The following is a 12,405-nucleotide window of genomic DNA, read 5'->3' as shown; positions in this document are numbered from 1 at the left end:
GCATTGGCGAAACAAAAAGCTGCGGAGACAGGGGAAATAAGCGAAGAAGAATTGGCGAAGAAAAAAGCGGCAGCAGCGAAAGCAAAAGCAGCAGCGGCCGCAAAAGCGAAAAGTGTAGATGTTAGTGAACAGAAAGAGGAAGCACCGTCGCCAAATCAGCCATATCTCGACAAATACGTCAAAGTGATTGAAGAACATCTCGGAGCAGAGGTGCTAGAAAACGCTTACATCAACCGGTTGTCGAAAGACGTACCAACGCTTGTTGCTAAAAAAGATACATATTATAAAGTGGCTGAGTTTTTAAAATATAACGAGCAACTAAGTTTTGATTATTTATCCGAATTGCACGGAACGGATTTTCAAACACATATGGAAGTGTACGTCCACTTGTATTCTTATAAAAATCGCCAGTCCGTTGCGTTGAAAGTAAAAATAGATCGCGACAATCCGGTCATTGACTCGCTTGTTCCGCTTTGGCCAGGGGCAAATTGGCCGGAGTGCGAGGCGTACGACTTGCTTGGTATTCGTTTTGAAGGCCATCCAAACCTCATTCGCATTTTCTTAGGGGAAAATTGGGTCGGCTACCCGCTCCGGAAAGATTACGAACCGTACGATATGGAGGGTTAGAGCGTGCTGAGAACAGAGGAGATGCTTTTAAACGTCGGACCGCAACATCCGAGCACGCATGGCGTGTTTCGCCTCGTGCTGAAAATTGATGGGGAAATAATTAAAGAAGCGACTCCCGTCATCGGTTATCTTCATCGAGGGACAGAAAAAATTGCGGAAAATTTGCAGTATACACAAATCATTCCGTACACAGATCGCATGGACTATTTATCCGCGATGACGAACAATTACGTTATTTGTCACGCAGTAGAAACGATGATGGGTATTGAAGTGCCAGAGCGCGCAGAATATTTACGTGTTTTAGCGATGGAGCTTGGCCGCATTGCGAGCCATCTCGTTTGGTGGGGTACGTATTTGCTTGATATTGGTGCAGTCAGCCCGTTTTTATATGCGTTTCGTGAGCGGGAAATGATTATTAATTTATTAAACGAACTATCAGGCGCGCGCCTAACGTTTAACTATATGCGTGTCGGCGGCGTGAAATGGGATGCGCCAGATGGATGGATCGACAAAGTGAAACAGTTCGTTCCATATATGCGCAAGCAACTAGAAGGTTATCATGAGCTAGTGACGGGAAATGAAATTTTCCGCAACCGTGTCATCGGCGTTGGTAAATACACGAAAGAAGAAGCGTTAGCTTATTCGTTAAGCGGCGTCAATTTACGTTGTACCGGTGTGAAATGGGACTTACGAAAAGATGAACCGTATTCCATTTACGACCGCTTTGATTTTGATGTACCTGTACGAACAGAAGGGGATTGTTTCGCCCGTTATGAGTGCCGTCTCGCCGAAATTGAGCAATCGCTTCGCATTATTGAACAAGCGTGTGAGCAGTTTCCAAGTGACGGTGAGATTATGGCGAAAGTGCCGAAAATTATTAAAGCGCCACCGGGCGAAGCGTATGTGCGCATCGAGTCGCCGCGTGGCGAAATTGGTTGTTATATTGCGAGCGACGGGAAAAAAGAGCCGTACCGCTTAAAATTCCGTCGACCGTCATTTTACAATTTACAAATCCTTCCGAAACTATTAAAAGGGGAAAATATCGCAAATTTAATTGCGATACTTGGCGCGATTGATATCGTGCTTGGGGAGGTCGATGGATGATGATGGAACAACTTTTACAGTCGACGCCGAGCTGGACGAATGTGGCCATTTTCTTTGCGATTGGCGTCGGGCTGTTGCTCGTTGTGTTAGGGTTTGTCACGTACGGCATTTTAGCGGAACGAAAAGTGATGGGATTTATGCAAGGGCGCATCGGTCCAAACCAAGTGGGCGGACGTTGGGGATTACTTCAGACGGTCGCTGACGTATTAAAATTGTTGTTAAAAGAAGACACCATTCCGAAAGCGGCTGATCGACCGTTGTTTATTTTAGCACCGGTCATTGCGTTTGCCCCTGCGTTTATGGTGCTCGCAGCGTTGCCGTTTACGGATGCGTTACAATTTGCCGATATTGGTGTCGGGCTGTTGTATTACATTGCCGTTTCGGGATTGACGACGATCGGGGTTGTCACGGGCGCATGGGCGTCAAACAACAAATATGCCCTGCTTGGGGGCATGCGCGCTGCAGCGCAAATGATTTCATACGAAGTGCCGCTTGTCATGTCTGTTATTGGTGTCATTTTGTTGTCGGGAAGCTTAAACTTAAACGACATTGTCGACGCGCAAAAAGAAGTTTGGTTTATCGTTGTGCAGCCGATCGGATTTCTCGTCTTTTTGATCGCTGCTGTGGCGGAGTTAAACCGGACGCCGTTTGACTTGCCAGAAGCGGAATCAGAGCTTGTAGCAGGTTTCCACGTTGAGTATTCTGGCTTCCGTTGGGCGTTTTTCATGCTTGCAGAGTACGTGTACTTTTTTGCGATGGCGGCATTAACGACGGTACTCTTTTTAGGAGGATGGCACCCGCTTCCGTTTCTTGACTTCATTCCAGGTGCCGTTTGGTTTGCGTTAAAGTTTAGTCTTGTCGTCTTTTTATTCATTTGGTTTCGCATTACGTTTCCGCGTGTGCGTGCCGATCAATTGATGGAGTTTGGCTGGAAAGTGTTATTGCCTGTTGCACTCGTCAACATTTTTGTAACAGCGCTTGTGAAACAACTATTTTTTTAAATAAAAAGGTGGGTGGGCAGAAATGCTCGGTTTAATGAAAGGATTAGCGTATACGCTGAAAAACTTAACAAAAGAAAAAGTGACGTACGATTATCCGAATGAACCGCTTCCGCTTCCGGATCGCTTTCGCGGCATTCAAAAGTTTTATCCGGAAAAATGTATCGTTTGCAATCAGTGTGCAAACATTTGCCCGACCGACTGTATTCAACTGACGGGCAAAAAACATCCGGACCCGACGAAAAAAGGAAAAATTATTGATACGTATGACATTAATTTTGAAATTTGCATTTTATGCGACTTATGTACGGAAGTATGTCCGACAGAGGCGATTGTGATGACGAACAACTTTGAATTAGCAGAATATAGCCGCGATGAATTGTTTAAAGATTTAACATGGTTAGATGAAAATGATACGAACGTGCGGAAGGTGAATAAGCCATGAGTGGACAATATATTGCGTTTTTCGTTCTTTCGCTCATTGCGCTCGGCGGCGGCATTTTTATGTTAAATTTAAACAAAGTCGTCCATATGGTCGTCGCGCTCGTCTTTACGTTCGTCAGCATCGCCGGCATTTACGTACTTTTATCAGCTGAATTTGTCGCAGCTGTTCAAGTGCTTATTTACTCTGGCGCCATTACAATCATTATGTTATTTGGCATTATGCTGACGCGCCATCAAGATGACGGCCAATCGACAGGTAGCCCGCTTCGCAAAGCGCTCGCTTTGCTTGGGACGGTTGCTTTTGGTGCTGTGATGTACGTCGGCATTCGCACGCTCGACTTTGGCAGCGAAGCGGTTGGACTTCATGACAAAAATACGGAACAAATCGGAATTGCGATGTATTCGAAATATGTCATTCCGTTTGAACTTGCCTCTGTTTTGTTGCTTGTCGCATTAATTGGCGCGGTCATTTTAGCGAAAAAAGATGATAAGGAGGCGGGAGAATGAATGTACCGTTATCCGCCTATCTCGTATTTGCGCTTATGTTATTTTGCATCGGGTTGTATGGGGCGCTAACAAAACGCAATACGGTAATCGTGCTCATTTGTATTGAACTCATGTTAAATGCCGTAAACGTCAACTTAGTCGCATTTAGCAAATACGGGATGAATCCAGGCATTACAGGTCAAGTATTTTCGCTCTTTACGATTACTGTTGCCGCGGCAGAAGCAGCGGTCGGATTAGCCATTTTAATTGCGCTATATCGCAATCGTAAAACGATTCATATTGATGAAGTCGATTCGATGAAACGATAAAGGATGGGGAAACAAAGGGGTTATATTATAAATGCACCTGAAAAAGGGGATGATTGAACGATGATGGAAAACGCATGGCTCATACCGCTTTTTCCGTTCGTATCGTTTGTTGTGCTGCTTGTTGTGGGCAAGCAGCTAAAAGAACGAAGCGCGTATGTCGGAATGTTGTTGACGTTTCTTTCGCTCGTTTTGGCTCTCGGGACGTTGTACGAGCGGTGGACGGCACCAACATACAAACAAGCGTACACATGGCTAACAATTGGGGATGTGGATATAACGGTCGGATTTGAGGTGAATGCATTAAATGCATTAATGCTCGTTGTCGTATCGCTTGTTAGTTTTCTCGTACATACGTATGCGAAAGGATATATGCACGGGGATGAGCGCTTCTCGGTATTTTACGCCTATTTAGGCTTGTTTACGTTCGCGATGCTCGGACTTGTTGTATCACCGAATGTACTACAAACGTACATTTTTTGGGAGCTTGTCGGTCTCGGTTCGTTCTTATTGATCGGATTTTATTTTTACAAAGAAGAAGCGAAAGCGGCAGCGAAAAAAGCGTTTATTATGACGCGCATCGGGGATGTCGGTTTATTAATTGGTATGATTTTATTGTTTCTCGAAGTAAAAAGTTTTGAATATGAGACGATTTTTGCGGCGTTGCAAAACGGAGATATTTCCGCAACGATTGTGACGTTAAGCGCTATTCTCATTTTTATTGGGGCAGTTGGAAAATCGGGTCAATTCCCGCTTCATACGTGGCTTCCAGATGCGATGGAAGGTCCGACGCCTGTATCAGCGTTAATTCACGCTGCAACGATGGTCGCTGCAGGGGTATATTTAGTCGCTACGTTGTTCCCGCTTTATGAAGCGAGTGAAGTAGCGATGACAACCGTTGCTTATGTTGGTGGATTCACCGCTATTTTTGCGGCATCGATCGGCCTTGTGCAAACGGACATTAAACGCGTGTTAGCTTATTCGACAGTTAGCCAGCTTGGCTACATGATGTTGGCGCTCGGTTCAGCCGGGTATGTCGCAGGTGTGTTTCATTTAATGACGCATGCATTTTTTAAAGCGTTGCTCTTTTTAGCCGCAGGTAGCGTCATTCATGCGGTACATACGCAAAACATTGAACAAATGGGTGGACTATGGAAAAAAATGAAATGGACCGCTCCGCTTTTTTTAATCGGAACGTTAGCCATTAGTGGATTTCCGTTTTTCTCAGGTTTTTTCAGCAAAGATGAAATTTTAATTGCCACGTGGACGCACGGACATGTCGGTTTATTTGTTGTTGCTGTTATTGCGGCCTTTTTCACAGCGTTTTATATGTTCCGTTTATTTTTCCTCGTGTTTGTGGGAGAAGCGAGAACGAACAATCGCGATGTGCATGAATCGCCAACTGTCATGGTGCTACCGATGATCGTACTCGGTGTGCTCGCAGTCGTTTCTGGTTACGTTCAAACACCGTGGGGTGCCTTTTTAGGCGAATGGTTGACAGAAGGAACGAATTGGCATGCGCATACAGAAGGTCCAAGTTGGATTATGATTGTAGCGACTGTTGTTTCTTTATGTGGCATGGCTCTTGCGTGGCTCATATATGGCAAACGTGCGATTGCGCGCGACTGGCTATCGTCACGTTTCCCAATGACGTACAACGTGCTTATGAACAAATATTACATCGACGAGTTTTACGGACTTACTGTTATTCGTGCCGCATCTTTTGTTAGCTTGTTATTTGAGTACATTGATCGTTTCCTCGTTGAAGGGGTGGCTCAGCTATTTGCGGCAACAGCGCGTGGCATTGGCCGAATCGGCTCACGTTTACAAAACGGTCAAGTACAAATGTATGGCACAGTAACGATTGTCGCTTTAGCGATTCTCGTCGTCATTTTTGCGGTGACAGGGGGGTATTTATAATGCAGCCGTACTTTTTATCGCTCTTAATTTTCTCCCCGCTTTTAGGCATACTCGTTCTTTCGCTCTTTCCGAAAGAACAAGAAAAAGCGATCAAATGGCTCGGCGTTTTAGCAACGCTGCCATCGTTATGTTTATCGCTGTTTGCGTTTTGGCAATATCGAAACGGTTATGATATAAGCAAGTTATCGGAAAAGCGATCGTGGATTCAATTTGGTGATTTTCCGTTTTTGAAAGAGACGGATTTTACTGTCGCTTACGAACTTCATGTGGACGGCTTTGCGCTTGTGATGATCGTGTTAACGACGATTTTAGCGACGCTTGCGGCGATTGCTTCTACGTCTATTCAAAAAGAATGGAAAGGATATTTTCAACTATTTTTACTGCTTGAAATCGGTATGCTCGGCGTGTTTGCTGCAAGCAACCTTGTGCTCTTTTTCATCTTTTTCGAGCTGACGCTTATTCCGATGTTTTTCTTAATCGGAAAATGGGGATATTTCGAAAAAGAAAAAGCAGCGTACAGCTACTTAATTTATAACGGTCTTGGTTCAGCCGTCTTATTGATCGTCATTGCGGTATTGTTTGCACGTACCGGTACATCGAATATAGCAGAGTTGCGTTACATATTAACTAACTCATCGGTACAAACGATTTCGCCAATTTCCGACGATCTTCGTTACGGACTATTTTTAGCATTGCTCGTTGCCTTTGGGGTAAAATTGCCGATTGTGCCGCTTCATCGTTGGATGTTGCGCGTACACGTTCAAGCGCCACCGTCTGTTGTTATGCTACACGCAGGGGTGTTGTTGAAAATTGGTGCATTCGGTCTTGTTCGCTTGGCGTTCGGATTATTTCCCGGGCAATTCCAACAATTTTCGACATGGCTCATCGTGCTTGGTATAGTCAACTTGTTGTACGGTGCGTTTTTAGCACTTAGACAAACCGATTTTAAAATGGTACTTGCTTACTCGAGTGTGTCACATATGGGAATTGTATTGATCGGTCTTGGTTCGCTAAACGAGGCAGGAATACAAGGAGCTATTTTCCAAGCGGTGTCACACGGGTTTATCGCTGCATTTTTATTCTTTTTCGTTGGCGTCATGTACGAAAGAACGCGTACAACAACGCTTGCTCGTTTAGGGGGGCTAGCGAAGACGATGCCGTACGTATCCGGGTTTATGCTTGCGGGCGCGATGGCTTCGCTCGGGTTGCCGGGAACGTCCGGATTTGTAAGTGAGTTTATGGCGTTCGTTGGTGCATTTCAAGCAGCGCCTTGGCTCGCTGCGATCGGTACGCTCGGCATTATTATGACCGCGGTATATTTGTTGCGAGCTGTACTTCATATGACGTTTGGGCAAACAGCGGTGACGAACGTCCGCGATTTACGTGGCATCGAATGGGTGCCAGCGATCAGTTTACTGTTACTCATTATCATCATCGGGGTATATCCGAGCCTATTAGCGATGCCGTTACAAACGACGATTGAAACGATGATGAACGGGTTAGGGGGTTGATGAGATGGATTTTGAAACATTACTTAGCTATGAATGGGGCGTCATGATGCCGGAATTTATTATTCTCGGCGTAGCCGTTGCGCTCTCGCTCATCGACCTATTTATGCCAGAAAATCGCAATCGGCAGCTGCTTGGCTTATTTGCTTTCGTTGGCATCGCTGTCTCATTCGTATCGCTCCTTAGCTTATGGACGAGTGATGTCACATCCATTTTAGGAGACACGTTCCGCCTCGATTCGTTTGCGAAATCGTTTAAAGCGTTATTGCTGATCGGAAGCGCGCTCGTTTTATTACTTTCGATTCACTACGAACCGAAAGAGCGCATCGCATATCGCGGCGAATTTTACTACTTATTTTTAACGGCGCTTCTCGGCGCGATGATGATGGCATCAAGTGGCGATCTCATTACATTGTTTGTCGGTCTTGAACTATTGTCGATTTCTTCTTATATTCTCGTCGCCATTCGGAAAAAACATACATTAGCGAATGAAGCGGCGTTGAAATACGTCATTACCGGAAGTATCGCAACAGCGATTACGCTATTTGGGATGAGCTATATTTTTGGTTTTACCGGGTCGACAAATATAAAAGAAATTGCCGTACAACTTGCGAGTACGTCCGATGAAAATCATCAATACGTTTTATCGCTCGCCTTTTTGCTTACGTTTGTTGGATTATCGTTTAAATTAGCATCCGCTCCGTTTCATATGTGGGCGCCTGATGTATATCAAGGTGCAACGACGCCCGTTGTTTCGTTTTTAAGCGTTGTTTCTAAAACAGCTGGATTTGTCATTGTGTTGCGTGTTATCGTTTCCGTCTTTGCGCAAACACCAGCGGGAAGTTCCGCTTCGATGCTTATGACGTTTGCGCCATATATCGCCTTTTTATCGGGTGCAACGATGATTATCGGCAATACGATTGCCCTTCGACAACGAAACGTGAAGCGTATGCTCGCATATTCAAGCGTGGCGCATGCTGGATATGTATTAGTTGCTTTTGCGAGCTTGTCGATGTTTATGTTTGAAGCTATTTGGTTTTACTTATTAGCATATGTATTTATGACGATCGGTGCATTTGCTATTTTGCAAGTCGTCTCTCAACATCATGATGATGAAGATATAAGCATATTTGCCGGTTTGTACCGCCGCTCGCCGCTTATGGCGATTGCGATGACAATCTTTTTACTATCGCTTGCAGGTATCCCAGGGACAGCTGGATTTATCGGGAAAATGAATATTTTCCTCGGCGCATTCGTCGTGGAGCCGGCACATTACGTGCTTGCGTCGATTATGGTGATCACAACGGTCATCTCTTACGTATATTACTTTGGAATTTTCGTCCAAATGTTTTTCCGACCAGTCGAACATACGCACCGATTAGAGTGGCCACCTGGGGTTATTGCGGTTGTCGTTATTTGTATCATCGGCACCGTTTTATTAGGGGTGTTTCCAAACATCGCTTACGATTTCCTTGCACCGTTTGAACATTTTAGCGATTTTCTTCAATAAGACGTATAATGGAAGGGGTTTACCCTTCCATTTTCTTTTGTAAAAGGAGGAATAAACGTGGAAGTATTCGGACAAGAGGCGTTAATTAGTTTACTTTCTCATTTATTTTTTATTACGGTGACGTGGTGGACGTTACAAGCGGTTCGACTTGAAGTCATTTTCAAACCAAATCGTATCATTCAAGCGCGCGTCTTTTACATTTTAATTACGATTGCCATTGGCTCATTAGTGAGCAACTTCTTTTTAGATTATTTACGCTGGTCACGCCAATTACCATTTTTACTTTAAGCGCGAGCGTTGTCGATTTTTTTCACGTATGTTCCCTTCCGATCTGGCAACAATAAAGCTAAGGAGAGGGAGGGGAAAAAAGATGAGAAAAAGATGGTTGGCACTCGTTATGTTTTGTTTGTTATTAAGTGGTTATCGGATGTATGATGATGGACGTGTCGAAAGAGAAATAACGAAAATAAACGACATGCTCGGCGTATTTGACGCTCATCATATTTACCTCAAACGATGGAACGTCTACGCCAAAGAGCAAGTACTTACCAATGACCCTCACAACTGGATCCAACAATACGTGAGAACATGGTCCTCTTTTCGTTGGACGGTTGAACCGCACAAGATGATTGGCAAACGTGAAACCTCCGCTTACGTTGAAACGATTCAACTTATCACGGTCGCTCATCATCCAGCTGTCCTTGTTTTATACGAAGCAACCGGTTCAACGTGGAATAAACAACTCGAACGCACGCTCGTCCGACAAACGACAAAATTATTCGAAAAACCTACATTTTTCACTTGTATTACAGGGGAATTCGATGATAAGATGAAAGGTGTTTTGTTTGACAAGGCGGTTCGCTTGCTTGCTTCATTTCAAGCGCAACCGATCGAATCATTGCGTGAAGAGACATTTGTCTCCGTCTCAGCATATACTGAGCAGTGGAAGACATCACTTTCTGTCGGACAACAACAAATGAATCTTCAACTGGCGTTACGACAAAACGGATTGGGCGCGCGAACGACCGTTGTCATTGGCACCCCAATCATAACAGCTGAATATTAATATAGAGACTTTGGACGCGGAGGGGAATGCCTTGGAAAAAATCATCGTCCGCGGCGGGAAGCGGTTGAGTGGCACAGTGAAAGTGGAAGGTGCGAAAAACGCTGTGTTGCCTGTCATCGCCGCAACATTATTAGCGAGTGAAGGAAAGAGCGTCATTTACGATGTACCTGAACTCTCCGATGTATATACGATTAGTGAAGTGTTGCGTCATTTACAAGCGGACGTAACGGTTGGCAACAACAAAATTGTCGTTGATGCATCTGGAGAGCTAAGCATTGAAGCTCCTTTTGAATATGTACGAAAAATGCGCGCATCTGTATTAGTGATGGGACCGTTGCTTGCGCGTAAAGGCCGCGCGCGCGTGGCGCTACCGGGCGGCTGTGCGATCGGATCACGCCCGATTGATCAACATTTAAAAGGATTTGAAGCGATGGGTGCGACCGTAAAAATCGGGAACGGTTTCATCGACGCTGAAGTAAATGGAAAGTTACGCGGTGCGAAAATTTATTTAGACTTCCCGAGCGTTGGTGCGACGGAAAACATTATGATGGCGGCCGTGTTAGCTGAAGGCACAACGATCATCGAAAACTGTGCGAAAGAACCAGAAATCGTTGACTTGGCAAACTTTTTAAACGCCATGGGTGCGAAAGTGCGCGGGGCTGGAACAGGCACGATTCGCATTGACGGTGTTACTACATTATATGGTGCTGAGCATACAGTTATTCCTGATCGCATTGAAGCCGGAACGTTTATGATTGCCGCTGCCATTACAGGCGGAAACGTCCTTGTACAAGGTGCGGTGCCAGAACATTTAACGTCGTTAATCGCAAAGCTCGAGGAAATGGGTGTCACGATCGTTGAAGAAGATAGCGGTTTGCGCGTCATTGCGCCAGACAAATTAAAAGCGGTAGACGTCAAAACGATGCCGCATCCCGGCTTTCCAACAGATATGCAATCACAAATGATGGCGCTATTGATGAAAGCAGAAGGCACAAGCATGGTAACCGAAACGGTATTTGAAAACCGCTTTATGCATGTCGAAGAATTTCGTCGCATGAATGCTGACATGAAAATTGAAGGCCGTTCGGTCATCATTAACGGCCCATGCAACTTGCAAGGGGCGGAAGTAGCCGCAACGGACTTGCGTGCAGCTGCTGCGCTTATTTTAGCCGGGCTAGCAGCGGAAGGATATACGCGCGTAACGGAGCTGAAGCATTTAGATCGCGGTTACGTTCGTTTTCATGAAAAGTTAGCCGCTCTAGGTGCTGACATCGAGCGTGTCCGCGAGGATGTCGATACGGCACAAACACAAATGACAGACGTTGGATGAACATAAAAGCGACCGTTTGCGGAGGCGAATGGTCGTTTTTTGCATATATGCTTGTCCCCTCGCATACAGTTTAGTAATGACAAAGGGGGGATCGGATTGCGACAATGGATCATCGTAACAATGACATTATTTACACTTATTTTACTTATTCCTGCGTTAGTCGTTTTAGCGTTTGGGGAAAAGCAGAGCACACCCCTTTCGGCCGAACCGAAGCATGTTCAAGCGCGCGATGAACCGATCGTGGAAGTGGCGGTATACCGAAGTAAAGAAAAAAAGGTCGAACGGCTTCCGCTTGAACAATATGTCGTTGGCGTCGTAGCGGCAGAAATGCCAGCGGAATTTGAAATGGAAGCGTTAAAAGCTCAGGCGCTTACCGCAAGAACGTATATCGTGAAACAGCTTATGCATAACCAGCCGATTCAACTACCCGAGGGAGCAAACGTCACTGATACCGTTATGCATCAAGTATATTATAACGACGAGCAATTAAAAGAAATGTGGGGAATTAGTTACGAATGGAAAATAAAAAAAATTAAAGAAGCGGTCGAGGCAACGAGAGGACAAATTTTAACGTACAACAACGAGCCGATTGAAGCGGTGTTTTTTTCGACAAGCAATGGCTATACGGAAAACTCAGAAGCGTATTGGCAAAACGCGTTTCCGTATTTAACGAGCGTTGAAAGCCCGTGGGATGAACAGTCGCCAAAGTTTTACGAACAAGTGACGTTATCGGTTCGCGAATTTGAACAACGGCTCGGTGTGAAACTGCCAAAAGACGGATCCGTTGGAAAAGTGCTTGCACGCACGCCGGGAAAACGCGTCGCTCTTGTTGATATTAACGGGAAACAGCTCACTGGTCGTGACGTGCGCGAAAAGTTGCAGTTAAAATCAACCGATTTTACGTGGGAGAGGAAAGGAAATAACATCGTCATTACGACGAAAGGATACGGTCACGGCGTCGGGATGAGTCAATACGGGGCGAACTTTTTAGCGAAACAAGGAAAAACGTATAAAGAGATTGTCAAATATTATTATCAAGGGGTACAAATTCACGATATATCGCTTGTCGCTTCAAAATTTTGAAGC

At 45.1% G+C, this 12,405-nt stretch carries 13 protein-coding genes; all 13 read left to right on the top strand.

The window, feature by feature from the left end; genetic code table 11:
- Positions 1–627 (top strand): NADH-quinone oxidoreductase subunit C (locus LD028_RS10215; protein WP_237811753.1); only part of this gene is annotated, 627 nt, incomplete at its 5' end.
- Positions 628–630: 3 nt separating this feature from the next.
- A complete protein-coding gene (locus tag LD028_RS10210; RefSeq protein ID WP_035019874.1) occupies positions 631–1,731 on the top strand; it encodes an NADH-quinone oxidoreductase subunit D in 1,101 nt (366 codons plus the stop codon).
- The gene (nuoH, locus tag LD028_RS10205) at positions 1,731–2,732 is read left to right on the top strand and encodes an NADH-quinone oxidoreductase subunit NuoH (protein ID WP_006319897.1); all 1,002 of its coding nucleotides are present in this window, start codon (positions 1,731–1,733) and stop codon (positions 2,730–2,732) included. Before LD028_RS10210 ends, nuoH begins: the two co-directional genes overlap by 1 nt.
- Positions 2,733–2,754: 22 nt before the next feature.
- Positions 2,755–3,174 (top strand): NADH-quinone oxidoreductase subunit NuoI, encoded by a 420-nt coding sequence (gene nuoI / locus LD028_RS10200; RefSeq protein ID WP_003396988.1) that lies wholly within the window; start codon positions 2,755–2,757, stop codon positions 3,172–3,174.
- Entirely contained in the window at positions 3,171–3,680 is a 510-nt protein-coding gene (locus tag LD028_RS10195) for an NADH-quinone oxidoreductase subunit J (RefSeq protein WP_237811752.1), read from the top strand. Before nuoI ends, LD028_RS10195 begins: the two co-directional genes overlap by 4 nt.
- The gene (gene nuoK, locus LD028_RS10190; RefSeq protein WP_237811751.1) at positions 3,677–3,988 is read left to right on the top strand and encodes an NADH-quinone oxidoreductase subunit NuoK; all 312 of its coding nucleotides are present in this window, start codon (positions 3,677–3,679) and stop codon (positions 3,986–3,988) included. Before LD028_RS10195 ends, nuoK begins: the two co-directional genes overlap by 4 nt.
- Before the next feature lie 60 nt (positions 3,989–4,048).
- Complete coding sequence (gene nuoL, locus LD028_RS10185) at positions 4,049–5,905, top strand: NADH-quinone oxidoreductase subunit L (protein WP_237811750.1); 1,857 nt, start codon at positions 4,049–4,051, stop codon at positions 5,903–5,905.
- A complete protein-coding gene (locus tag LD028_RS10180; protein WP_237811749.1) occupies positions 5,905–7,416 on the top strand; it encodes an NADH-quinone oxidoreductase subunit M in 1,512 nt (503 codons plus the stop codon). The genes nuoL and LD028_RS10180 overlap by 1 nt, the downstream gene beginning before the upstream one ends.
- A 4-nt stretch (positions 7,417–7,420) precedes the next feature.
- Positions 7,421–8,923 carry an NADH-quinone oxidoreductase subunit NuoN gene (nuoN, locus tag LD028_RS10175; RefSeq protein WP_237811748.1) on the top strand — a complete coding sequence of 501 codons (1,503 nt, stop codon included), beginning with the start codon at positions 7,421–7,423 and terminating at the stop codon, positions 8,921–8,923.
- 57 nt (positions 8,924–8,980) lie between these two features.
- A complete protein-coding gene (locus LD028_RS10170) occupies positions 8,981–9,211 on the top strand; it encodes a DUF1146 family protein (RefSeq protein WP_164875846.1) in 231 nt (76 codons plus the stop codon).
- An 82-nt stretch (positions 9,212–9,293) separates the two neighbouring features.
- The gene (locus tag LD028_RS10165; protein ID WP_237811747.1) at positions 9,294–9,989 is read left to right on the top strand and encodes a YwmB family TATA-box binding protein; all 696 of its coding nucleotides are present in this window, start codon (positions 9,294–9,296) and stop codon (positions 9,987–9,989) included.
- A 31-nt stretch (positions 9,990–10,020) separates the two neighbouring features.
- Positions 10,021–11,319, top strand: coding sequence for a UDP-N-acetylglucosamine 1-carboxyvinyltransferase (murA, locus tag LD028_RS10160; protein WP_064220715.1), 1,299 nt, complete (start codon positions 10,021–10,023; stop codon positions 11,317–11,319).
- A gap of 96 nt (positions 11,320–11,415) precedes the next feature.
- Complete coding sequence (gene spoIID / locus LD028_RS10155; protein ID WP_237811746.1) at positions 11,416–12,402, top strand: stage II sporulation protein D; 987 nt, start codon at positions 11,416–11,418, stop codon at positions 12,400–12,402.
- Positions 12,403–12,405: the final 3 nt, after the last annotated feature.

The organism is Anoxybacillus sp. LAT27, from assembly GCF_022030075.1.
GTDB lineage: Bacteria > Bacillota > Bacilli > Bacillales > Anoxybacillaceae > Anoxybacillus > Anoxybacillus kestanbolensis.
Note: the sequence above shows the minus strand (reverse complement) of the source record. Positions and strands in the feature narration are given on the sequence as shown.

Coding starts and splice junctions, on each gene's coding strand:
- LD028_RS10180 (WP_237811749.1), top strand. CDS start 5,905: ATGCAGCCGTACTTTTTATCGCTCTTAATTTTCTCCCCGCTTTTAGGC.
- nuoN (WP_237811748.1), top strand. CDS start 7,421: ATGGATTTTGAAACATTACTTAGCTATGAATGGGGCGTCATGATGCCG.
- LD028_RS10165 (WP_237811747.1), top strand. CDS start 9,294: ATGAGAAAAAGATGGTTGGCACTCGTTATGTTTTGTTTGTTATTAAGT.
- nuoK (WP_237811751.1), top strand. CDS start 3,677: ATGAATGTACCGTTATCCGCCTATCTCGTATTTGCGCTTATGTTATTT.
- nuoI (WP_003396988.1), top strand. CDS start 2,755: ATGCTCGGTTTAATGAAAGGATTAGCGTATACGCTGAAAAACTTAACA.
- nuoH (WP_006319897.1), top strand. CDS start 1,731: ATGATGGAACAACTTTTACAGTCGACGCCGAGCTGGACGAATGTGGCC.
- nuoL (WP_237811750.1), top strand. CDS start 4,049: ATGATGGAAAACGCATGGCTCATACCGCTTTTTCCGTTCGTATCGTTT.
- LD028_RS10195 (WP_237811752.1), top strand. CDS start 3,171: ATGAGTGGACAATATATTGCGTTTTTCGTTCTTTCGCTCATTGCGCTC.